This window comes from Streptomyces lichenis (assembly GCF_023218175.1).
Lineage (GTDB): Bacteria > Actinomycetota > Actinomycetes > Streptomycetales > Streptomycetaceae > Streptomyces > Streptomyces lichenis.
This window is the reverse complement of sequence record NZ_JALPTH010000021.1, coordinates 113,482-136,822: the sequence shown is the minus strand read 5'-3', so window position 1 is coordinate 136,822 and position 23,341 is coordinate 113,482. Positions and strand designations below refer to the sequence as shown.

The 23,341-nt window shown below is 74.8% G+C and carries 11 protein-coding genes and 2 pseudogenes; 3 read left to right on the top strand and 10 right to left on the bottom strand.

Features of this window, described 5'->3' with window-relative positions:
- Nucleotides 1–2: 2 nt before the first annotated feature.
- From M1O15_RS21350 to M1O15_RS21340, 3 genes are all read right to left on the bottom strand, one after another.
- Complete coding sequence (locus M1O15_RS21350) at nucleotides 3–3,647, bottom strand: UvrD-helicase domain-containing protein (RefSeq protein WP_248635705.1); 3,645 nt, start codon at nucleotides 3,645–3,647, stop codon at nucleotides 3–5.
- 84 nt (nucleotides 3,648–3,731) lie between these two features.
- Nucleotides 3,732–7,214, bottom strand: a complete 3,483-nt coding sequence (locus M1O15_RS21345) for an ATP-dependent DNA helicase (protein ID WP_248635704.1) — start codon at nucleotides 7,212–7,214, stop codon at nucleotides 3,732–3,734.
- A 209-nt stretch (nucleotides 7,215–7,423) separates the two neighbouring features.
- Nucleotides 7,424–7,819: an MGMT family protein gene (locus M1O15_RS21340; protein ID WP_248635703.1), complete on the bottom strand. Its 396-nt coding sequence runs from the start codon at nucleotides 7,817–7,819 to the stop codon at nucleotides 7,424–7,426.
- 212 nt (nucleotides 7,820–8,031) lie between these two features.
- Between M1O15_RS21340 and M1O15_RS21335 the strand changes: the two genes are divergently transcribed.
- The 3 genes from M1O15_RS21335 (at nucleotide 8,032) to M1O15_RS21325 (ending at nucleotide 14,324) form a co-directional block, all read left to right on the top strand.
- The gene (locus M1O15_RS21335) at nucleotides 8,032–10,797 is read left to right on the top strand and encodes a lysylphosphatidylglycerol synthase domain-containing protein (RefSeq protein WP_248635702.1); all 2,766 of its coding nucleotides are present in this window, start codon (nucleotides 8,032–8,034) and stop codon (nucleotides 10,795–10,797) included.
- A 162-nt stretch (nucleotides 10,798–10,959) separates the two neighbouring features.
- Entirely contained in the window at nucleotides 10,960–12,531 is a 1,572-nt protein-coding gene (locus M1O15_RS21330; RefSeq protein WP_248635701.1) for an alpha/beta hydrolase, read from the top strand.
- Between the two features lie 227 nt (nucleotides 12,532–12,758).
- A complete protein-coding gene (locus tag M1O15_RS21325; protein WP_248635700.1) occupies nucleotides 12,759–14,324 on the top strand; it encodes an alpha/beta hydrolase in 1,566 nt (521 codons plus the stop codon).
- A gap of 131 nt (nucleotides 14,325–14,455) precedes the next feature.
- On the opposite strand, the gene moeZ is transcribed toward M1O15_RS21325, so the two are convergent.
- The 7 genes and pseudogenes from moeZ to M1O15_RS21295 all read right to left on the bottom strand — a co-directional run bounded on the left by moeZ (nucleotide 14,456) and on the right by M1O15_RS21295 (nucleotide 23,139).
- Nucleotides 14,456–15,634, bottom strand: coding sequence for an adenylyltransferase/sulfurtransferase MoeZ (gene moeZ, locus M1O15_RS21320; RefSeq protein ID WP_248635699.1), 1,179 nt, complete (start codon nucleotides 15,632–15,634; stop codon nucleotides 14,456–14,458).
- A gap of 61 nt (nucleotides 15,635–15,695) precedes the next feature.
- Nucleotides 15,696–16,541 carry a spherulation-specific family 4 protein gene (locus tag M1O15_RS21315; protein WP_248635698.1) on the bottom strand — a complete coding sequence of 282 codons (846 nt, stop codon included), beginning with the start codon at nucleotides 16,539–16,541 and terminating at the stop codon, nucleotides 15,696–15,698.
- Nucleotides 16,529–16,669: pseudogene (locus M1O15_RS31900) on the bottom strand (reductase); the annotation flags it as partial. The gene M1O15_RS21315 and the pseudogene M1O15_RS31900, both read right to left, overlap by 13 nt.
- A 155-nt stretch (nucleotides 16,670–16,824) precedes the next feature.
- Nucleotides 16,825–17,611, bottom strand: a pseudogene (locus M1O15_RS21310) (SDR family oxidoreductase); the annotation flags it as partial.
- A gap of 191 nt (nucleotides 17,612–17,802) precedes the next feature.
- Nucleotides 17,803–19,302 carry a hypothetical protein gene (locus tag M1O15_RS21305; RefSeq protein ID WP_248635696.1) on the bottom strand — a complete coding sequence of 500 codons (1,500 nt, stop codon included), beginning with the start codon at nucleotides 19,300–19,302 and terminating at the stop codon, nucleotides 17,803–17,805.
- Nucleotides 19,295–21,085 carry a DUF3492 domain-containing protein gene (locus M1O15_RS21300; RefSeq protein ID WP_248635695.1) on the bottom strand — a complete coding sequence of 597 codons (1,791 nt, stop codon included), beginning with the start codon at nucleotides 21,083–21,085 and terminating at the stop codon, nucleotides 19,295–19,297. Before M1O15_RS21300 ends, M1O15_RS21305 begins: the two co-directional genes overlap by 8 nt.
- 563 nt (nucleotides 21,086–21,648) lie before the next feature.
- On the bottom strand, nucleotides 21,649–23,139 hold the full coding sequence (locus M1O15_RS21295; protein ID WP_248635694.1) for a DUF3152 domain-containing protein: 1,491 nt from the start codon (nucleotides 23,137–23,139) through the stop codon (nucleotides 21,649–21,651).
- Between the last annotated feature and the right edge of the window lie 202 nt (nucleotides 23,140–23,341).

The window sequence follows — 23,341 nt, the reverse complement described above, 5'->3', positions numbered from 1 at the left end:
GCCTATCCGGAGCCGGGCGGCGGGCCGTCCGGCGTCCCACCCTGCAGGACGCGCTCCAGTGCGGCGCGGTCGGGCAGCTCGTCGGGGCGTACGACCTGCCCGGTGCGTACGTAGACGAAGGAGGCCGCGACCTCGTGGGGCGGCAGGCCCTGCTGCTCGGCCCAGGCGAGGCGGTAGACGGCGAGCTGGAGGGGGTCGGCGGTGCGGAACCGGTGGGTCTTCCAGTCGACGATCTCGTACGCGCCGGTGTCCGGGTCCCGGTAGACGGCGTCGATGCGGCCGCGGATCACCCGCCCGGCCAGGGCGAGCTGGAACGGCGCTTCGACCCGGTACGGGGTGCGGTGGGCGTACGGGGTCCGTTCGAAGGCCTCCTTGAGGGCGGCGAGGTCACGCTCGTCGGCGATCTCGGGCTCGTCCTCGTCGGCCTCGGCGCCGGGCAGTTCGTCGGGGCCGAGCATGGGCAGGGGCAGTGCCTCGAAGCGCGCCTCCACCCAGGCGTGGAACCGTGTGCCGCGCCGCGCGGCGGGTTGGGGCGGCCGGGGCATGGGCCGGGCCAGCTCCGCGGCGAAGCCGTCCGGGTCGGCGGCGAGCCGTACCAGTTCGGAGGCGGAGAGGGACGCGGGCAGCAGTACGTCGCGGGTGGTGGCCCGGGTGCGCAGCAGTTCCCCGGCGAGGGCGTCGAGGTCGCGGTCCCAGGAGGCGGCCGCCCGGGCTTCCTCGGGGGTGAGCCGGGGGCCGTGCGCGGGGGCCTCCCGGTCGGCGCCGTGCCGGCGGGGGTTCTGGTGGCGGGGCGCGGGGTCGGCCGTGTCCGCGTCGGCCGGGTGGTGCTGCCCGGGGTCGGCCGGGTCCGGGTCGGCGGGGTGCCGGGGGGCCGGTACGTCCGGATGGTGCGGGCTCGTCACGGGCGCGGCGGTGGACCAGTCGTCCCAGTCGGCGAGGCCGTCCTCGACGTCGGCCGGGTGCTCCCCTGGCTCGTACGGCTCCGGTGTCTCGTACGGATCCGGTGGCTCGTACGGGTCGCCGTCGGGGGCGGTGAGAGCCGGGGCCGCGGGCGGGGTCGTCAGCTCGTCCAGGTGGCGCAGCACCAGGTCGGCGGCGGCGCGGCGGCGGGCGAGGGCGGTGGGGTCCAGGGGCAGGGGCCAGGCGTGGTCGGGGGCGGTGTCCGCGAGGGACGGGTTCTCCGCGTCTTTGGCGGGCTCCTCCGCCCAGGCCTCGATCTCCCCGTGCCCGAGGGCGCAGTGCTCGTACAGGGCGTGCAGGAACGGCGAGGGGCCGCGGCGGCGCTTCTGGGTGGGGCCCCACCAGTGCCCGGAGCCGAGCAGCAGGGAGCGGGGGCGGGTGAAGGTGACGTAGCCGAGCCGCAGCTCCTCGGTGTGCTGGTGGTCCCGCATGGCCTCCTTGTACTCCTTGAGGGAGCGGGCGTCGTGGCTGCCGAGGGCGGGCAGGGTCGGGCCGTCGCCGCGCAGCGCGTGCGGCAGGACCTTGGCCTGGGCGGTCCAGGACTCGCGGGCGCGGCCGCTGGGGAACTGGCCGGCGACCAGGCCGGGGACGGCGACCACGTCCCATTCCAGGCCTTTGGACTTGTGGGCGGTGAGGACCTTGACGGTGTTCTCGCCGCCGGGCAGGGCGTTGTCGAGGCCCTTCTCGTACTGGGCGGCGGTGCGCAGGAAGCCGAGGAAGGCGAGGAGGGTCGCCTCGCCGTCGACGGCGGCGAAGCGGGCGGCGATGTCGAGGAAGTGGGAGAGCGTCTCGCGGCGGCGGGCGGCGAGGGCGTGCGGGGAGGCGGAGAGCTCGACTTCGAGGCCGGTGGTGGCGAGGACGCGGTGGAGGACGTCCATCAGGGGGTCGGCGAGGGCGCGGCGCAGTTCGCGCAGTTCGGTGGCGAGCCGGGCGAAGCGGACGCGGGCCTCGGCGGAGAACGGCAGCCTGTCGTCCTCGCCAGCTGGTTCGAGGAAGGTGTCGAGGGCGTCGGCGAGGGAGATGACCTCGGCGGGGTCGACGCCTTCGACGGCGGCGGCGAGGCGTTCGTCCCGGTCGGCGTCGGTGTCGGCGCCGGCGCCGGCGGTGAAGCGGTGGACGAGCAGCCGGGCCCGGCGGCCCAGCAGGGCGAGGTCGCGGGGGCCGATGCGCCAGCGCGGGCCGGTGAGGAGCCGGACGAGTGAGGCGTTGGCCCCGGGGTCCTGGAGGACTTCGCAGACGGCGACGAGGTCGGCGATCTCCGGCAGGTGGAGGAGTCCGGACAGGCCGACGACTTCCACCGGGACGTCCCGGGCGACCAGGGCGGCCTGGATGTCGGGGAAGTCGGTGGCGGTGCGGGCGAGGATGGCGATCTGGCCCGGCTCCTTGCCGGTGCGGACCAGGTGGGCGATGGAGTCGGCGAGCCAGTCCAGCTCTTCGGCCTGGGTGGGCAGCAGGGCGATGCGTACGGTGCCGTCGCGTTCGGCGCCGGGTGCGGGGCGCAGCGCTTCGACGCCTTCGTGCATGGCGCGCAGGGGTTCGGCGAGTCCGTTGGCGAGCTGGAGGAGTCGGCCGCCGCTGCGGCGGTTCTCGCTGAGGGACTGGCGGGTGGCGGGGGTGCCGTCGGTGTGCGGGAAGTGGTCGGGGAAGTCGTCCAGGTTGGCGACGGAGGCGCCGCGCCAGCCGTAGATGGCCTGGCAGGGGTCGCCGACGGCGGTGACGGCGTGCCCGGTGCCGTTTCCGAAGAGGCCGGAGAGGAGCAGTCGCTGGGCGACGGAGGTGTCCTGGTACTCGTCCAGGAGGACGACGCGGAACTCTCCGCGCAGGATCTCCCCCACTTCGGGCCGGGTGAGGGCGAGCTGGGCGGAGAGGGCGATCTGGTCGCCGAAGTCGAGCAGATCGCGGCTCTTCTTGGCCTGGCGGTAGCGGCGCACCAGGTCGGTCAGCTCGCGGCGGGCGGTTGCGGCGGCGGGGATCTTGCGCAGGTCCTCGTTGGTCAGCCGGACACCGGCGAGGGCGGCGAGCAGGTCGGTGTCGTGGCGGAGCAGGTCCTCGGGGCGGACGAGGTGCTCGGCGAGCTCGGCGTCAAGGGCGAGGAGGTCGCTGACCAGGGTGGGGAAGGAGCTGGTGAGCGCCGGGTAGGGGCCGGGGGCTTCGCGGAGCACCCGGGCGGCGAGCTGGTAGCGGGTGGCGTCGGCGAGCAGCCGGGACGCTGGTTCCAGCCCGAGGCGGAGTCCGTGGTCGGTGAGCAGTTGGCCGGCGAAGGCGTGGTACGTGGAGATGCGCGGCTCGCCGGGGAGGTAGTACGGGTCGGCGGCCTGCCCCGTAGCGGTGGCGGCCTGCCCCGTACCGGGGTCTGCGCCGCCGGTGCCGGGCACCGGGCCGAGGGCGGGGTCCAGGGGCTCGGGGTCGGTGATCCCGGCGCGGACGAGGGCGGTGCGGACGCGCTCGGCGAGCTCGCCGGCGGCCTTGTTGGTGAAGGTGAGGCCGAGGACCTGTTCGGGCGCGACCTGGCCCGTGCCGACCAGCCAGACCACCCGGGCGGCCATCACGGTGGTCTTGCCGGAGCCGGCTCCGGCCACGATGACCTGCGGGGCGGGCGGCGCGGTGATGCAGGCCGTCTGCTCCGGTGTGAACGGGATGCCCAGAAGCTCCTTGAGCTCCTCGGGGTCGGTGAGACGTGTGGTCACGGTCATCGAGGCTAACCGGCACCACTGACAGTGCCGGCCGGACGCTGTCGGTGACGGCTCCGGGACGGTGGGCGTGGCCCGGCCTTACTCGACTATCTGGCGGCCTTCGGGGCGGGCGCTGCAGGAGGCCTGGAAGGCGCAGCGGGCGCAGTGCTGGCCGGCGGTGGGGGTGAACCGTTCGTCCAGGACGCGTCCTGCGGCGGTGGCGAGCAGGTCGCCGACCCACTCCCCTTCGGGCGGTTCCTGGCCCTGGACGCGGGGCAGCGCCTCGCCGCCCTCGTTCTTGGGGGCGGCCTGGCGCAGGTGGACGAGTTCGGCGCCGCCGGGTTCGGGGCGGCGGCCGTCGAAGGCCTCGTCCAAGGCACCTTCGCGTACCGCGAGCTGGTAGACGGCGAGCTGCGGGTGGCGGGCGACCCCGCCCTTGGTGGGGGCCTGTTTGCCGGTCTTGAAGTCGACCACGTAGGCGCGGCCGTGCTCGTCGGCCTCGACGCGGTCCATGGAGCCTCGGACGCGGACCTGGTAGTCCCCGGCCTCCAGGGTGACGTCGAAGCCGTGCTCGGTGGCGGCGGGGGTGCGGCCGCCGCGGTCCATGACGTGCCAGCGCAGGAAGCGTTCCAGGGCGGCGCGGGCCTGCTCCCTCTCCTGCGCCGACTTCCAGGGGGCGTCGAAGGCGAGCGCGTCCCATACGGAGTCCAGCCGCTCCATGAGGACGTCCAGGTCGGCGGGGGTGCGGCCGGAGGCGACCTCGTCGGCGAGGACGTGGACGACGTTGCCGAAGCCCTGCGCGGCGGTGGCGGGGGCGTCGGCCTTGACCTCGCGGCCCAGGAACCACTGGAGGGCGCAGGTGTTGGCGAGCTGGTCCAGGGCGCTGCCGGAGAGGGCGACGGGGTGGTCGGGGTCGCGCAGCGGCGCGGTGGAGTGGGTCGGTTCGAACAGGCCCCACCAGCGGTGCGGGTGGGCGGCGGGGACGAGGGGCTGGCCCTCGTCGTCGGCGAGGGCGGCGAGCCGGGCCAGCCGGTGGGCGGCGGCCTCGCGCAGGGCGGGTGAGGCGGCGGGGTCGACGGTGGTGGCGCGCAGTTCGGCGACGAGTGCGGCGACGGCGAGGGGGCGGCGGGGGCGGCCGGTGATGTCCTTCGGTTCGGTGCCGAGCTCGGTGAGGAAGCGGGAGGGCTGGTCGCCGTCGTCGGCGGGTGCCTTGACGGCGGTGACGACGAGCCGGTGGCGGGCGCGGGTGGCGGCGACGTAGAACAGCCGCCGTTCCTCGGCGAGCAGCGCGCCGGGGGTGAGCGGTTCGGCGAGTCCGTCGCGCCCGATGCGGTCGGCCTCCAGCAGTGAGCCGCGGCGGCGCAGGTCGGGCCAGAGGCCTTCCTGGACGCCGGCGACGACGACCAGGCTCCACTCCAGGCCTTTGGAGCGGTGGGCGGTCATCAGCCGGACGGCGTCCGGCCGTACGGTCCGCCGGACCAGGGTGTCGGCGGCGATGTCCTGGGCGTCGAGCTCCTCCAGGAAGTTCAGCGCGCCCCGGCCGCCGGTGCGCTCCTCGGCGCGGGCGGCGGTGTCGAACAGGGCGCAGACCGCGTCCAGGTCGCGGTCGGCGTTGCGCCCGGCGGGGCCGCCGCGCAGGGCGCCGCGCTGGAGCCGGGCGGGCCAGGGGGTGCCGTTCCACAGCATCCACAGGGCCTCTTCGGCGGTGCCGCCGGCGGCCAGCAGCGCGCGGGTGTCCTTGAGGAGCGCGCCGAGGCGCTGGGCACCGCGGGCGTACGCCGGGTCGTGCGCGGTGAGCCGTTCCGGTTCGGCGAGGGCGCGGGCGAGCAGCACGTCGGAGGGCGGGGGCAGCGCGTTTCCGGCGGCTCGTTCCTCGTCCCGCAGGGCGCGCCCGAGGCGGCGCAGATCGGCGGCGTCCATTCCGCCGAGGGGGGAGGCGAGCAGGGTGAGGGCGGTCTCGGTGTCGAGCCAGCCGGGGGCGGTGGCGCCGGTGGCCGCCGGGGCCGGGGCAAGGTCGCCTCCGGCCGTGTCTGCAGTGGGGGCGGTGTCGCCGGTGGCCCTCGGGGACGCGGCGGGGTCGCTTTCAGCCGTAGCACCGGTGGCTTCGCCGGGTACGGCATCCGCGGGTGTCGACGGCTCGTCGGGGTCGGGGTGCTCGGATTCGGTGTCCGGCGACGCGGCCGGGTCCTCGTCGGCGGATCCATCGGACGCGGGCGGGCCGGCCGCCGCGCGCAGGGCGGTGAGCAGCGGGACCACGGCGGGCTCGTGCCGCAGGGCGAGGTCGTTGCCGTCGACCTCCAGGGGCACTCCGGCGGAGGTCAGGGCGCGCCGTACGGCGGGTATGGTGCGGCCGCCGGCGCGGACCAGCACGGCCATCTCGCGCCAGGGCACGCCGTCCTCCAGGTGGGCGCGGCGCAGGATGTCGGCGATGTTCTCCAGTTCGGTGGAGGCGGTGGGGAAGGTGTACGCCTCCACCCGGCCGCCGTCGCGGACCGCGGCGAGGTCCCGGTGGGCGCGGACCTTGTCGGCGGGCAGCCGGGGCAGCGGCATCCGGGCGGTGAGCAGCCGGGTGGCGGTGAGCAGCGCGGCGCCGGAGCGGCGGGAGGTGGTCAGCACGGCGACCGGGGCGGGGCTGCCGCCGGTGCGCGGGAAGGCGTACGGGAAGTCCAGGATGCCGCCGACATCGGCGCCCCGGAAGGCGTAGATCGACTGGTCGGGGTCGCCGAACGCGTACACCGTGCGTCCGCCGCCGGCCAGCGTCCGCAGCAGCCGGACCTGGGCGGGGTCGGTGTCCTGGTACTCGTCGACGAAGACGGCGTCGTACTCCGGGAGGGTGACCTGTCCGGCGAGGAGCACCGCGCGGTGGACCAGTTCGGCGTAGTCGAGGACGCCCTGCATGTCGAGGACGTCGAGGTACTCGGCGAGGAACGCGGAGGCCGCCGACCAGTCGCGCCGTCCGGTGCGGGCGGCGAAGTCGGCCAGGGCGCGGGGGCCGAGTCCGAGTTCGCGGGAGCGGGCGAGCACCGCGCGGACCTCGTCGGCGAAGCCTCGGGTGGTCAGGCAGGCGCGGAGTTCGTCGGGCCACCGGATGCGGGCGAGGCCTTCCTTCTCCAGGTCGAGCTGGCCGGCGAGCAGCTCGCGTACGGCGAGGTCCTGCTCGGGTCCGGAGAGCAGCCGCAGTGGTTCGGAGAAGAGGTCGGCGTCCTGGTGGGCGCGGATCAGTGCGTAGCAGTAGGAGTGGAAGGTGGTGGCCTGCGGGGCGCGGGCCGGGCCGAGCCGGGCGGCCATCCGGTCGCGGAGTTCGACGGCGGCCTTGCGGCTGAAGGTGAGGACGAGGAGGCGTTCGGGGTCGGCGCCCTGGGCGATCTTGGCGGCGACGGCCGCCACGAGAGTGGTGGTCTTGCCGGTGCCGGGGCCGGCCAGGACCAGCAGCGGTCCGCCGGGGTGCTCAACCACGGCCCGCTGGGACGCGTCCAGCTCAGGGGGGCCGGGCAGGGCCGGCGGGGTGCGCACCAGGCGGTACGGGCCCGCGGCCCGCCCGCGGTACGGCGTACGGCCGGTGGTGGTCGAAGAGGTGCTCAACGGGATCGCCGGTCCTGGTGGGTGTGCTGGTGACGAGGAGGCTGGGTCGGGTGCGGATGCGGGTGGCGGTGCGGGGTGCGCGGCGGCGGGTGCCGGTCGGGGCGGATGGGGTCCGTCCGTGGCGCGGCCGCCGGTGGTGCGTCCGCCGCCCCGCTACGGTACGGCCCACCCGGCGCCGACCGGGCTCGGGCGGTGGCGCCGGCGGTCCGCTATGGCGTCCGGTCCTCGGCCTCGGCGCTGCCGTCGGGCGGGCCGGCCGGGGAGCCGTCCCAGCGGGCGCGCCGCATGTCCAGCCGGGGCAGGTGGCCGTCGGCCCGGTTGCCGGTCTGGCGCAGCGGGGTGCCCTCCTCGCGGTAGTGGTCGAGGGCGCGCAGCTCGTGGCCGGGCAGCAGCCGCCCGTCGGAGCGCACCACCCGCCACCAGGGCACCGCGCCCCCGTACAGCGCCATGGCGCGGCCCACCTGGCGGGGGCCGCCGTCGCCCAGCCATTCGGCCACGTCCCCGTAGGTCATCACCCGGCCGGGTGGGATCAGGTCGGCGACGTCCAGCACCCGTTCCGCGTATTCGGGGTACTCCGGGATCTCCTCGGCAGTCACCCGGTCCATCCTGCACCACACCACCGACAAGGCGGGCCGCGCACCCTGATGCCCCCGTCCGGGGTCCGGGCATGCCACCATCTTCCGGGCGGTGACCGGTGACACGAGAGCAAGAAGAGACCGAGAGGGCGAAGGGGGAGGATGTGCGGCCTCCCGGGCGCGCAGGGGCTTCCGCGGCGATCGCGGGCGCTTCTGGGATCCCGGCGGGCGCTCCTGAGACCATGGACAAGGATGAGCCGGAGGGGCAGGACCAGGGCGCGGCACGGGCCCGGCCAGAGGCAGGGAGTACGGCACGGGCACGGGCGGGCGCGCGGACCCGGCTTTCGGACCCGGGCCCCGATCGGCCACGGCCGGAGGAGACGGTGGGCGTGAACGCGGAGCGGGACATCGACCGCGTCTCCGGTGACGAGCCGCTGCTGGCGGCCCGGGCGCACCGGCCGTCCGACCTGCTGCGGCTGCTGGTCGGTGTGCTGGCGATCGCCGTGGTCATCGCCATCGCCGCGTTCGCCCGGGGCACCACCTCCGGTCTGGAGGCGGACATCAGCCGGCGGACCGGGCAGGCGCCGGATGTGTTCGTCCAGCTGGCCGGGCTGGCGTCCAGCATCGCGGTGCTGCTGGTGCCGGTGGCCTTCGCGATCGAGCGGCTGGTCAAGCGGGACGGGCTGCGGATCGCCGACGGGGTGCTGGCGGCCGTGCTGGCGCACGGTGTCACCCTCGCCACCGATCTGTGGGTGGCGCAGGGCGCGCCGGACACCATCCAGGAGGCGCTGACCCAGCCGCAGGCGGGCGGCGGGCTGTCGGATCCGGTGCACGGCTACCTGGCGCCGGTGATCGCCTATATGACGGCCGTCGGCATGGCGCGCCGGCCGCGCTGGCGGGTGGTGCTGTGGATGGTGCTGCTGCTGGACGCGTTCGCGATGCTGGTGGCCGGCTACACCACTCCGTTCTCCATCGTGCTGACCATCCTGATCGGCTGGACGGTGGCCTACGGCACGGTCTACGCGGTGGGCTCGCCCAATGTGCGGCCCACCGGGCAGACGCTGCTGGCGGGTCTGCGCCATGTCGGGTTCCGGCCGGTGGGCGCGATGCGCGCGGAGGACCTGCCGGGCGGTGCGGAGGCGGACCGGGGGCGCCGCTACCTGGTGACCCTGGAGGAGGGTCCGCCGCTGGACGTGACCGTGGTGGACCGGGAGCAGCAGGCGCACGGCTTCTTCTACCGGGTGTGGCGGCGGCTGACGCTGCGCGGGATCACCACCGGGCGGTCGCTGCAGTCGCTGCGCCAGGCGCTGGAGCAGGAGGCGCTGCTGGCGTACGCGGCGATCGCGGCGGGGGCCAACGCGCCCAAGCTGATCGCCACCTCCGAGCTGGGTCCGGACGCCGTGATGCTGGTGTACGAGCATGTGGGCGGGCGCTCGCTGGACTCCCTGGAGGACAAGGAGATCACCGACGAGGTGGTGCGGGGTGCCTGGCTCCAGGTGCGGGCGTTGCAGTCGCGGCGTATCGCGCACCGCAGGCTGACGGGTGACGCGCTGCTGGTGGATCGTTCCGGCAGGGTGATCCTCACCGATCTGCGCGGCGGGGAGATCGCCGCCGGTGATCTGGTGCTGCGGATGGATGTGGCGCAGCTGCTGACGACGCTGGGTCTGCGGGTGGGCGCGGAGCGGGCGGTGGCGGCGGCGGTGGCCGCGCTGGGGCCGGACAAGGTCGCCGACTGCCTGCCGCTGCTCCAGCCGATCGCGTTGAGCCGGTCGACCCGCGCCACGCTGCGCAGGCTGGCCCGGGAGCGCTCGCAGCGGGAGCGGGAGGCGGTGCTGGCCGCCTCGCGGGCCGACAAGCAGGCCCGGGTGGAGGCGCACGCCCGCCACGCGGAGCACCGCGGCGAGCCGGTCGGCAAGGCCGAGCGGAAGGCGGAGAAGGCGCACAAGCAGGCGGAGAAGCGGGCGCTGGACGAGGCGATGGACGAGGCCCGCGAGGAGGATCTGCTGGTGCAGATCCGCCAGCAGGTGCTGCTGATCCGGCCGCAGGCGCCGGTGGAGCCGGTGCGGCTGGAGCGGATCAAGCCGCGGACGCTGATCAGTCTGATCGCCGGTGCGATCGCCGTTTACTTCCTGCTGTCCTCCATCTCGCGGTCGCCGCTGTCGTTGTCGACGTTGGCCCACGCCGACTGGCTGTGGGTGGCGGTGGCGGTGCTGTTCTCCGCGTTCAGCTACGTCGCGGCGGCGATGAGCCTGCTGGGCTTCGTCCCGGAGCGGGTGCCGTTCGGGCGGACGGTGGTGGCGCAGGTGGCGGGCTCCTTTGTGAAGATCGTCGCCCCGGCGGCGGTCGGCGGGGTGGCGCTGAACACCCGCTTCCTCCAGCGCTCGGGGGTCCGCCCGGGCCTCGCGGTGGCCAGTGTGGGCGCCTCGCAGCTGTTCGGTCTGGGCGCGCACATCCTGCTGCTGCTCTCCTTCGGCTACCTCTCCGGGACGGAGAAGACGCAGGACTTCACCCCGTCCCGGACGGTGATCGCGGGTCTGCTGACGGTCGCGGTGCTGGCGCTGGTGGTGACGGCGATCCCGGCGCTGCGCAAGTTCGTCACCACCCGGCTGCGGTCGCTGTTCGCCGGGGTGGTGCCGCGGATGCTGGACGTCCTGCAGCGGCCGGTGAAGCTGCTCACCGGGCTCAGCGGCATGCTGCTGCTGACCGCGGCGTTCGTGTTCTGCCTGGACGCCTCGGTGCGGGCGTTCTCGCAGGGCGACCAGCCGGTGAGCTACGCGATCCTGGCCGTGGTCTTCCTGGCCGGCAACGCGCTCGGCTCGGCCGCCCCCACGCCGGGTGGGGTGGGCGCGGTGGAGGGTGCGCTGATCGCCGGTCTGACCACGGTCGGCGGGCTGCCGCTGGAGATCGCGACCCCGGCGGTGCTGATGTACCGGGTGATGACCCTGTGGCTGCCGGTGCTGCCGGGGTGGCTGTCGTTCAACTCGCTGACCCGCAAGGGCGCCCTCTGACCGGTCCGGTGCGCTGAAGGGGCCGGCCGGGGTACGGCCGGTGCCGGGCCGAGGCTTCCGAGGGCTCGCGCCCCGGGGCCGGGCCGGTGCGGCGGCTCGGCCGGCCACCCGCATGGCCCCGGGCGCGGGCGCACCCCGACCGGTGGGCGCACCATGGGGCATATGACCCTCCGCGCCGCCCGGCCCGCAGCCGTCCTCGCCGCCACCACCGCCGCCGCCTTGCTGGCGGCCGGCTGCTCCGGCGGGAACGGGGACGAGGGCGGGGACGGCGCCGACCGGCTCAGGGAGCTGGCCTCCCAGCGGCTGACCTGGCGGGACTGCCCACCGCCCTCGATGGAGGAGGGCGGCGGTACCGCGCCCTCCCCGCTGCCGGGCGGCACCCGCTGGCAGTGCTCCTTCATGGACGCGCCACTGGACTACGCGGACCCGGGCGGCGAGACCATCGAGCTGGCCCTGATCCGCGCCAGGACCTCCGACCCGGCGAAGCGCATCGGGTCGCTGATCTTCAACTTCGGCGGTCCCGGCGGCTCCGGGATCACCGCCCTGCCGTCCTTCGCGCAGGACTACGAGACCCTGCGCACCCGCTACGACCTGGTGAGCTTCGACCCGCGGGGGGTCGGCCGCAGCGCCGGTGTGGAGTGCCTGGACGACGCCGGCCTGGACGCCCTCTACGCGCTGGACTCCACGCCCGACGACGAGCGGGAGGTCCGGGCGTACGACGAGGGGCTGAAGCGGTTCGCCGCGGCGTGCGAGGAGAACTCGGGCAGTGAGCTGCCCCACGTCGGGACGGTGAACGCGGCCCGTGACCTGGATCTGATGCGGCAGGTGCTGGGCGACGGCAAGCTGTACTACTTCGGCATCTCCTACGGCACGGAGCTCGGCGGCGTCTACGCGCACCTGTACCCGAGGACCGTGGGCCGGGCGGTGTTCGACGCGGTGGTGGATCCCACCAGCACCACGGTGCGGAGCGCCCTCGGGCAGGCGAAGGGGTTCCAGCTGGCACTGGACAACTTCGCCAAGGACTGCGTCGCCCGGGGCGACAAGTGCAGGCTGCCCGGGGGCAGTGTGCAGGAGGTGGAGGGCTTCGTCACCGATCTGCTGAAGCGGCTGGAGAAGAAGAAGCCCGTCACCGGGCTCGGGGAGCGCAAGCTGACCGCGACGGCGGCGACCAACGGCATCGCCCAGTCGCTGTACTCCAAGGAGTACTGGCCTTATCTGGAGCAGGGCCTGGACGAGGCGGACGGCGGCAACGGCGGCCTGCTGCTGGCCCTGTCGGACTCGATGAACGGCCGCGACCAGAACGGCAACTACAGCAATGTGCAGGCGGCGAACGCGGCGGTCAACTGCGTGGACGACAAGGCCCGCTTCACGGTGGCGCAAGCCGAGGCCAGGCTGCCCGAGTTCCGCAAGGCCTCGCCGGTGTTCGGCGACTACCTGGGCTGGGGTCTGATCGGCTGCTCGCACTGGCCGGTGGACGGCAACTGGGACCGCCCGGAGGTGAGCGCCGCGGGCTCGGCGCCGATCCTGGTGATCGGCAACACCGGTGACCCGGCCACCCCCTACGCGGGCGCCAAGGCGATGGCGAACGCGCTCGGCAAGGGCGTCGGAGTGGAGCTGACCTGGGAGGGCGAGGGTCACGGCGCCTACAACGGAGGCTCCGCCTGCGTCCGCGACGCGGTCAACGGCTACCTGCTGGACGGCAGGGTGCCGAAGAACGGCACCGTCTGCCGCTGACGCTCCCACCCGGCCGCCGCTCCCGGCACCCCGCCGGCCCCACCGCCGTACCGTCCCCATCGGTCGTTCCAACGTCCCCGCCCCCGTGTGCTGTCCACTTCCTTACGTCTGCGACCCTGCCACGGCGAACGTCCGTCCTTCCAGCGTTTGGCGACAATACGTCACGCTCTGGCCACTGTCAGTGGCTGAGCCTAGGATGGCGCGCAGTAACAACGTTGGGGGAACGGATGTCCAATCGAGTACGGGCGGGAGCCCTCGCGGCCGCGGCCCTGCTGACCGCAGGACTGGTCACCGGCTGCCAGAGCGGCGGCGGTGGTGGCGGTGGCGAAGGCGACGGCAGCCCTGAGGCGGGCGGCGGGCCGAAGGCGGGCACGGCACCCGCGATTCCGGGACTGCCCGCCGCGCTGACGGGCCAGCGGCCCGACTGGCGGTCGTGCAAGGCGCCGAAGGGCGGCCAGGCCCCCGGCACGGAGTGGCGCTGCGCCGAGGTGGAGGTGCCGCTGGACTACCAGCGGCCGAAGGGCGAGACCATCTCCGTCGCGCTCATCCGCAAGCAGGCCGTGCAGCAGGACCGGCGGATCGGCTCACTGCTGTTCAACTTCGGCGGCCCGGGCGCCTCCGGGGTGGATCTGCTGCCGCAGTTCGCCCCCGAGTACACCGCGCTGAACGCCCGGTACGACCTGGTCGGCTTCGACCCGCGCGGGGTGGGGCGCAGCTCCGGTGTGGTGTGCCGGGAGTCGGCCGAGGAGGCCGAGTCACTGCGGCGGATCGACCGCACCCCGGACACCCCCGCCGAGGAGGCCGCCTACCTGGCGGACGGCGGCGACTTCGGGGCCGGCTGCCAGGAGCGCTCCGGCAAGGTGCTGCCGCATGTCACCACCAGCAACACGGCCCGGGACCTGGAAGTCGTCCGCCATGTCCTCGGCGACGCCAAGCTGAACTACTTCGGCATCTCCTACGGCACCCAGCTCGGCGGCACCTACGCGCACCTCTTCCCCGAGCAGGTCGGCCGCACCGTGCTGGACGCGGTGGTGGACCCGACCGCCGACAGCGTGGGCCAGGCCCGCCATCAGACCACCGGCTTCCAGCGGGCGCTGGACAACTACTTCAAGTCCACCGGTGAGGGGGCCGCCGGCTCCACCAAGCTGACGGCGCAGTTGAAGCGGCTCGACTCCCAGCCGCTGGCCACCTCCGACGGGCGGCCGCTGACCGAGAGCCTGGCGCTCACCGGCATAGCCCAGGCGCTGTACGCGGAGAGCCTGTGGCCGATGCTGACCGAGGGGCTCCGGCAGGCCCGGGAGGGCAGCGGCGACGGGCTGCTGGAGCTCGCCGACATGTACAACGACCGCCAGGAGGACGGCTCCTACAGCACCCAGGCCCATTCCCAGCGCGCGATCTCCTGCGCCGACAGCAGCAGTCGGCCCACCGCCGCCGAGGCCCGGGCCCTGCTCCCGGAGTTCCGCCGAATATCCCCGGTCTTCGGGGAGTTCATGGCCTGGGACACCGCGGGCTGGTGCCATGAGTGGCCGGTGAAGGGCGAGAGCGCCACCTCGCAGGCGAGCGCCCCCGGCGCCGGACCGGTGCTGGTGGTCGGCACCACCGGTGACTCGGCGACCCCGTACGAGGGGGCCGTGCGGATGGCGAAGGAACTGGGCAAGGGGGTGGGTGTGCTGCTCACCTACCGGGGCGAGGGCCACGGGGCCTACAACGGCGGCAGTTCCTGCGTGAGCAAGGCGGTGAACGCCTATCTGCTGGACGGCAAGGCGCCGGCGAACGGCACCACCTGCTCCTGACGGCACCACCTGCTCCTGACGGCAATCGCAGCCGCCCCGGCAGCCGTCGGGGCCGGGCCCTGGTGGGCCCGGCCCCGGTGGGTCGGCGCTGCGGTCGGGGAGCGATCGAGAGGGACGCGGTCAGGAGGTGATCAGTAGACGGGCTTGTCCGGCTCGATCTGGTGGACCCAGCCGATGACGCCGCCGCCGACATGGACGGCGTCCGCGAATCCGGCGGACTTCAGCACGGCGAGGACTTCCGCACTGCGGACACCCGTCTTGCAGTGCAGGACGATCTTCCGGTCCTGGGGGAGGTCCTGCAGGGCGGTGCCCATCAGGAACTCGTTCTTCGGGATGAGCCGGGCGCCCGGGATGGAGACGATCTCGTACTCGTTGGGCTCGCGGACGTCGATGATGTCGATGCTCTCGCCGTCGTCGATCCACTCCTTGAGCTGCTTGGGAGTGATCGTGGAGCCGGCCGCCGCCTCCTGGGCCTCCTCGGAGACGACGCCGCAGAAGGCCTCGTAGTCGATGAGCTCGGTGACGGTCGGGTTCTCGCCACAGATCGCGCAGTCGGGGTCCTTGCGGACCTTGACCTGCCGGTACTGCATCTCCAGGGCGTCGTAGATCATCAGCCGGCCGACCAGCGGCTCACCGACACCGGCCAGCACCTTGATCGCCTCGGTGACCTGGATGGAGCCGATGGAGGCGCACAGCACGCCGAGCACACCGCCCTCGGCGCAGGAGGGGACCATGCCCGGCGGCGGGGGCTCGGGGTAGAGGCAGCGGTAGCACGGGCCGTGCTCCGACCAGAACACCGAGGCCTGGCCGTCGAACCGGTAGATCGAGCCCCAGACGTACGGCTTGTTCAGCAGCACACAGGCGTCGTTGACCAGGTAGCGGGTGGCGAAGTTGTCCGTGCCGTCCACGATCAGGTCGTACTGACCGAAGATGTCCAGCACGTTGTCGGCCTCAAGCCGCTGCTCATGGAGGACCACGTTGACGTACGGGTTGATGCCGAGCACCGAGTCCCGCGCGGACTCGGCCTTGGAGCGGCCGATGTCCGACTGGCTGTGGATGATCTGGCGCTGGAGGTTGGACTCGTCGACCTCGTCGAACTCCACGATGCCGAGCGTGCCCACACCGGCGGCGGCCAGGTACATCAGGGCGGGAGACCCGAGGCCGCCGGCGCCGACGCAGAGCACCTTGGCGTTCTTGAGCCGCTTCTGCCCGTCCATCCCGACGTCCGGGATGATCAGGTGGCGTGAGTACCTGCGGACCTCGTCTACGGTGAGCTCGGCAGCCGGCTCGACCAGGGGTGGCAGCGACACGGGGACTCCGTTGGTCGGTAGTCAGTACGGTTGTCTCTCCGTAACACTGCCACGGCGCTCCTCATTCCGAGACACCTGGTCCGATGCGCGAGACGATTTCGTCCCAGTAGCCGGGCAGCGCCTCGAATGCGGCGTTTCCTCCGATTCGTCCGCTGACCTGGGCGTAAGAACCTCTGCCGCCGGCTGCCGGTCCGGTCAGGTCGGCCTCGGAGCCGACCGCCGGTGGCGGCCCCGGAGTGCGGTCGGTGAAGAAGATGGTGCCCGCCCCCTGCCAGCGCGCGATCCGCACCGCCTCCTCCAGGTGGGTGCGCGGTACGCCGTGCACCAGGTGGACAAAGCGCTCCGGTGGATGGTCGGCCGTCCACGGGGCCGCCTGCGACCAGCGGTAGTCGGCCCAGCGCCCCCGGAAGGTGACCAGTTGGTCGGCGACCTCGGCGTACCCCGGATCGGGGTGGACGCCGTGGCCCAGCACCAGATGGCAGCCGTCGGCCCCGTCGAGCACCGCCTCCAGGGTGGCCGCGGTGCGCCGCACGGACGCGAGCCGCTCCCGGTCCGGCGGGCAGCGGTCCAGCAGGTAGCCGTCCACCCGGTACCAGTCCGCGAACCGCTGGGCGTCGGACACGGCCTCCGCGAACGGACGCGCGCCATACGCCAGATCGATGTGGCCCAGGACCCGCACGCCCCCGTTGCGCAGCCGGCCGGCCGCCTCCAGGCAGTGCGGATCGGGCCGGGCGCCCGGCCCGTCGGCCACATTGAGCACCGCCCAGTGCAGCGGCACCCCGGGGCGGGTGAGCTCCGCCCACTCGACGGGGGCGAGCAGCGGATGCGCGTACCCCGGCACACCGAAGCCGAGCCGGTCGGCCCCGGTTGCGGCAAGCGGGGCACCGGTCCGGGTCAGATGCGGCATGCCGCCTCCATCCAGATGTCGGCGAGCGACTCCTCCAGGTTGATCCGGGGCCGCCAACCGAGCCGGTCGCGGGCGGTGCGCACATCGGCCTGCTGCCAGCTGCCGCAGCCGTCGGGGTACGGGGAGGAGGGCCCCGGCTGCGGGAGGTCCGGGGCGCCGTCGCCACCCCGCCCGAGGCCGCCGTCGCCGCCGCGCAGGAGGCCTCCGTCGGCGCCGCGCAGCACAGTGGCGTCGGCGCCGCGCACCAGACCGGCGTCGGCGCCGCGTGCCGGGCCGCCCTCGCCGCGCTGCACACCGATGAGCGGCCGGTTCGGCGGTACGTCCACCTCATGGAGGTTGCCGGGGTATCCGGCGACCCTGGCCAGTACCGCGGCGGCGTCCCGCAGCCGTACGGCCCGTCCGGTGCCGATGTTGATGACGCCCTGGGCCGCCGACAGCGAGGCGGCGTGCACCGCGCGCGCCACATCCCGGACGTCCACGAAGTCGCGCTGGACCCCGAGGCCGCCCAGCTTCAGCTCGCCGTCGCCGTTCTGGATGGCCCGGCGCAGCGCCTCGGCGAGCCGGCCGAGGGGGGATCCGGCCGGGGTGCCGGGGCCCACCGGGGAGAACACCCGCAGTACGACGGCGTCCAGTCCGGAGCCGAGGACCAGTTCGGTGGCGGCCAGTTTGGACACTCCATACGGCCCGCCGGGGCGCGGCACCGCGTCCTCGGCCGTGGACGAACCGGGTTGCGAGGGCCCGTACTCGGAGGCGCAGCCGACCTGGACCAGGCGGGCCTGGCAGGTGCTGCGGCGCAACGCCTCGCAGACGGTGGCCACGGCGACCGTGTTGTGCCGGGTCAGCTCGCGGGCTCCGCCCCGGGTGGCCCCGGCGCAGTTGACGACCACCCCGGGGTGGACGGCGTCCAGGAAGCGGGTGAGGGCACCCGGGCTCCCTCCGGCGAGGTCGAACCGTACGTCGGCGTCGTCGCCCCGGCCCAGGGCCGTGAGGTGGACGGCCGGGTCGGCGAGCAGCCGGTCGGCGACGAAGCGGCCGAGGAATCCGTTGGCGCCGAGCAGCAGCACCCTCATCGTGCGCCTCCTTCGCGAAGGCCGGGCTTGGCGGCGGTGGCGGTCATGGTCGTCGTCTCCTTGCGTCCTGGGTGTCGGGGAGTGGTAGGGGGAGGGAGGGAGGTGGCGGGGGCCGCCTCCGAGGGGAGGGGTGCCGGTCCGGATGGCCGGAAGGGCGCGTCCCGGGGACGGGGCGCGGCCCGGAGGGGAGGTCAGCCGCCGGCATGGGCGGGAGCCGGCCAGTCGACGGCATGGGTGGAGGCCCGGGTCAGCAGGGCGCAGGCGCGGACCAGCAGGGCGAGCGCGGCCGCCCCGCAGACCAGCACGGTCACCGCGCCCGGCCCGCAGAGGTCGGCGAGGGCGCGCCTCGGGGCGTCGAGCCGGCCGAGTCCCGGGACGCGGGCCGCCTGCTCCGCGGCGAGGGCGAGCGTCCATGCGGCACAGGCGGCGAACAGCGCGCTGCCCGCGGTCCGGGCGAAGCCATGGGCGGTGAGCAGACGGGCCAGGAAGAACAGGGTGCCGAGGGCGAGGCAGCCGATCAGCGCCGCGCCTCGGGGGCCGTCGCCGAGGACGGTGCCGGTGGTCGCGGTGAGCGCGGCGAGCAGCACGGTGAACAGGGCGACGGCGCCGAGCAGCAGCGGTCGGGCACCGGCGGCGAAGTCGGCGAGGCGGCGACTGGCGGCCAGCCCCCGCCGGGCCCGTACGGAGAAGAGGTGCGCGCACCAGGCCGCGGGCGCCACCGCCAGCGCCAGGGCGAGGAGCGTCGCGGGTGCGCCGACGGAGAGGGGGTGGAGCGGTACGCCGGTCCGGTCGGGCTCGGCGGTGAGAGCGGCGAGGCTCCAGGTGAGGCCCAGATCGTGGTCGGGGACGGCGTCCAGCAGCAGACAGCCGAGAAGCACGATGCACCACAGAGGGGTGCGGACGGCGGACAGGGCCCGGACCAGGGCGGGGCCGGCCGCGCGGGTGCGCCGCGCCGCCCGGAGCGGGCCGTGGCGGAGGCAGCCGGCGAGCGCCCCGGCGGCGGCCACCGTCCCGGCCGCGCCGACGGCGAACCGCGCCGGGCCGGTGGTCGCGGCGAGCCCCGCGAGGGTCAGTCCGACGGCGGCGCCCGGCAGGAGGGTGAGCGGTGCCCACACCAGGGGGCGCCCGGCTCGCCGGGCTATCTCCTCCGCCGGGACGGGCCGGCCGGTTCCGTCCTCGGGGGCCCGCTCGGCTGCCGCACCCCTTGGTCCGGCGCTCCCGTGCGGGCCGCGTACCGGCGGTCGGTCGGCAGGTTGGGCACCCTCGCGGGCCCGGTCGCTGCGGAGGGGCCGGGTGCCGGTCCCGGGGACAGGCCGGCTGCTGGTGTGTGGGTCGCCGTCGGACCCGCGGCCGGGGTGTCCGGTACCGGTGGCTCGTGGGTGGGCGAGGTGCTCGTCGTCCGACCTGGGCGTCCGGGCGTACAGCTCCTCGGCGAGGGAGAAGACGTCCCGGTGCCGGAACGAGGCGGCGATGCGGTCGGTGACGCCGTGGGCCTCCAGGGCGGCGGCGATCTCCAAGGGGTCGACGGCCCGTTCGCACAGCGCCCGGTGGCGGTGCAGCAGCGCCTTGACGGGGTCACCGCCCTGCCGCGCTGCCAGGACGGGCGCTGCGGCGGAGCGGAGGCCTTCGGCCGGTGGACCGTCGGCGGCCTCCTCGCGGGCGGGGTCATGGTGGGGGCCGCTGTCAGGCATCGCCGCTCCCGATTCCGCCGCTGTCCGTGTCGCGGTGAGGGCGGGTGCCGCTCGTCGCGCCCGCGCCGACCGGAGGGCCGAGCCCGGCGGGGACGGGGGCAGGCGCGCGGTCGAGGCGGCCGGTCCAGCGTCCGGGGAGGTATGCCTCGGCTGGGTGGGCGAACGGCAGCGGGGTGCCGTCGGCGGCCGTGCCGTCCCGGTCGCGGCGTACCGGGGCACGCGACATCAGCTCCAGATAGAGCCCGTGGAAGGCGGAGAGGTTCTGCTCCACGGTGAACAGCTCCAGCGCGCGGGCGCGGGCCGCGGCGCCCAGGCGCGCCCGGCGGGCGGGGTCGCGCAGCAGCGCCAGGCAGGCGGCGGCGAGCGCCTGCGGGTTGCGCGGGGGCACCACCAGTCCGGTGCCCCCGACGACCTCGACCACCGCGCCGACGTCCGTGGAGACGGTGGCACGGCCGCAGAGCATCGCCTCGACCAGCCCGGCCGGGAACCCCTCGACGACGCTGGACAGCACGGTGACGGCGCCGTCGGCGTAGGCGCCGGTCCGGTCGGGGGCACTCGGGCCGCCGACCTCCTCGAAGGTCACCGGGAAGGCCGGCGCCCCCTGGCCCATCGGCCCGGTGCCGGGGCCGGGCCAGGTGGGGAAGAGCCGGGTGGGGAAGAGCCGGGTGGGGAAGAGCCGGGTGGCGGTGGTCCGGCAGTGGGCGAGGTAGTCGGCGGGTTCGCGGGGCGAGGGGGGCGCGTGGACGATACGGAGCCGCGCCCGGGGCTCCTCGCGGTGCACGGCCGCGAAGGCGTGCAGCAGGCCGACCAGGTCCTTGGCGGGTTCGGCGCGGCCGACCCACACCAGGGTGTACGGGTCACCGGTGTCCCCCGCCTCCCCGACGGCGGCGAACCGGTGGGCGTCCAGCCCCGGGTGGATGGTGCGCAGCCGGACGGGGTCGGCGCCGCACCGCTGCTGCCAGCGCCGGGCATGGGCATTGCCGTGGGTGATGACGGCGGCCTGGCGGTACACCTCGGTGGCGAGCCGCCCGTGGAACGCGGCGAGCAGGGCGCGCAGAGGGGCGCTGAGCGGGGCGCCGGCGGTCGTCAGATAGTGCGACCGGATGTGCACGCCGTACTCGGTGAGCAGCAGCGGCACTCCGAAGAAGCGTTTGGCCAGCAGTCCGGGGAGGGCGGCGAGGCCGCCGGAGACGGCATGGCAGAGGTCGGCGGCGCCCAGGGCGTCCGGCCCGTACCAGTCCGGGACCAGCGGGCGCAGTGCGCGCTCCAGCCAGTCCGAGAACGCGAGGTGATCCCGCAGGGTGGCCTGCCGTACGCCCCGGCGTGCGCCGGGCGCACGGCAGGCGGCCTCCAGGGCGCGGACGGCGGCCTCGGACCGCAGGGCGGCGGGTGGGGCACCGTGCGCCCGGAGGAGGTCGGCCAGTCCGTACAGCCCCGTGGCGAAGGTGTTGCCGGCGTCGGCGCCGCCGTGCTCCGGCCCGTCCCCGCACACACCGGCGGCCAGCTCGGCCAGGCATCCGACGTACCGGCGGCGCTCGCGCCGGCCGTAGGAGCGGCCGTTTCCGGGGCCGTCCTCGGCGGGGGTCCACAGCGCCATCGTCCGGACCGACCGTACGGCGGGCGCCGCCGGCAGCCGGCCGGCACGCTCCTGGCGGGGGGTGCGACCCAGCGCGTAGACGTCGTACTCGTGCTGCGCGAGCCCGCGCACGAGCCGGTCGCACCAGAGCGCGGACTCCCCCTTCGCGTACGGGTATCCGCCCTCCGTGAGCAGTCCGATCCGCACAGCACACCCCCATCCCCTTCTGCCTGCGGTCGGCACCGTTGGGGTGCGCTGACCGGCGGCGGGATGAACGTAAGCGGAAGCGCGGGTGGCGCGATGGACGGTTGTCCGTCGCGCCACCGGAAGGGGTGAATACTCGTAACTTTCGACCGCGCCGGGCGTTTCGAAGCGCTAGGGCGGGAACGGTCCGAATATGACCGAGCCTTCGGATAGAAGGGGTCAACAGACGTTCTCAATAGGCCAGTTGATCGGTCGAATACCGTCGCTGTCCAGCGGCGATCCGGACTTGGCGCAACCGCCCGGAGGTCATTCCGCGTTCCGGAAAGGCCTGCTCCGATGTTCCGGACGGCAGTGTGGGCACCATCCGGATCGGCCGGAATCAGCCGGTGAAAGGCGAATTCCCTGCCGACCGGGCCGGCCATTCAGAGCGCGTGAGGCGAGAGAGGGGCGCGCGGCGCGAAAACGTCCGCCCGGCGCACCACCGAGGCGCACTCCGCACGGCCGCGGTGCGCACACCGGCGCGCACCGCAGTCACCCGGGACGGGACGGGACGGCGGGCAAGGACCTCAGCCGTCGGGAAACGCCCAGGGGTTGGCGCGGCACTTCACGCCCCCGATGTCGAGCGACTTCGTCTGCTGCTGCATCACCGGGGCGAGGGACCCCTCGGTCGAGCAGTTGACGTGGCCGTGCCCGAGCCGGTGCCCGACCTCGTGGTTGATGAGCATCTGCCGGTAGGGCAGCATCGCGGCCGGCCCGAAGGTCTGGGAACCCTGGGCCCAGCGGTAGGCGTTGATCATGACCCGGTCGGTCCGGGCGGAGTCGCAGGAGACGTTCTGCTCGGTGATGTCGAGCTCGGACTTGGCGCACCAGAAGGCGGTGGTGCCGGGACTGGCGAGGGTGAGCACGAAGTCGGGACGTCCGCTGGAGATCCGCTCGAACGTCATCGCGCCGCCGTGCGCCCAGCTGCGGTTGTCGTTCAGCGTCTCCTGGGCGGCTCGGGCGAACAGTCCGGCGTCCAGGCCGAGGCCCTTCTCGACGTCGATCCGGTAGCGGATCTTCCGCCCTTTGCCGGGTGCCTTGTCGAGGCCGGGCACGGCGTCGAACTCGCCCGACCCCTTGAGCTTCGGGGCCAGCGGGAACCGCCGCACCATCAGCTGCGCGTAGGTCGGCGGCGGGGCGGCGCGGCCCTCGGACCGGTCCGTCCGGCCGGAGCGCGCGTCCGGTCCGTCGGCGCCGGGGCCCTTCCTGCTGCCCTCCGCCTCGCCCTTGCCGTTCTCCTCGGTCGTCCCCGAGTCGGCGAGTCCGGGTGCGGCACTCACCCCGGCCGCCCGGGAGGAGGGCCCGTCCGGTCCGGCGCCGGTGACCTGACCGGCCACGACGATCGCCAGGACGGTGGTGACAGCGGCGGCCGCGATCCCGGTGAGCGTACGCGCGAGGCCGCCGCCTGAGCCGGACGGACCGTCCTTCGCCACGGCGACCGGGCCCTCCGGGCCGGGCGGGCCACCGGCCGCGACCCGGGCCCCGGAACCGGAAGCGGGGACGGCGCCGGTGGGGCCGCCGAGGGGCCTGGCGACCGGCCCGGCGTCGAAGATGGCGAGGTACTCATGGCGCGGCCCGGGGTTGCGGCCCCCGCCACCCGGCCGCGAGCCCAACGCCCCCTGGCCGGACGCCCTCCGCCCCCCGGGCCCCTGGCCGGCCGGCCCTCCCTCGGTCGCGCCACCGTCACGCGGCCGGCCACCGGTCGCACCGCCGTCACGGGGCTCGGCCTGCCAGTCGCCGTAGCGGCCACCGCCGCGCCTGTACTCCTTGGTCCCGTACCCGTCGGCGCCGCGCTCCTCCGGGTGGCCGCCGCGCACGGGGTGGGACTCCGGACCGGCGCCCCGATGGTGCGGTTCCGGTGCCTGGGGAGCGGGCGCCGCGGGGGCGGCCACCCGGGGCCGACGGCCCATGGCCGAGCGCTCGGCCGCCTCGCCCGAAGCTGCGGCCTCGGCGCCTTCAGCGCGCCGCGCCCGTTCGGAGCCCTGGGGCGCGGCGCCCCTGCGGCTGTGTCGTCCCACGCCCCGGATCAGCTCCCGTTGCCTTCGTCGCCGGCGTCATCGTCTAGGTTGACCTGCTTCTCGCGGCCGTCACCGTCCTGGCCGTCCCCGGTGCGGGCCTCGCCGTCCCGGCCGCCCCCGGTACGAGCCTCACCGTCCCGGCCACCCCCGATGCGGGCCTCGCCGCCCCGGCCGACCTCGGTACGAGCCTCACCGTCCCGGC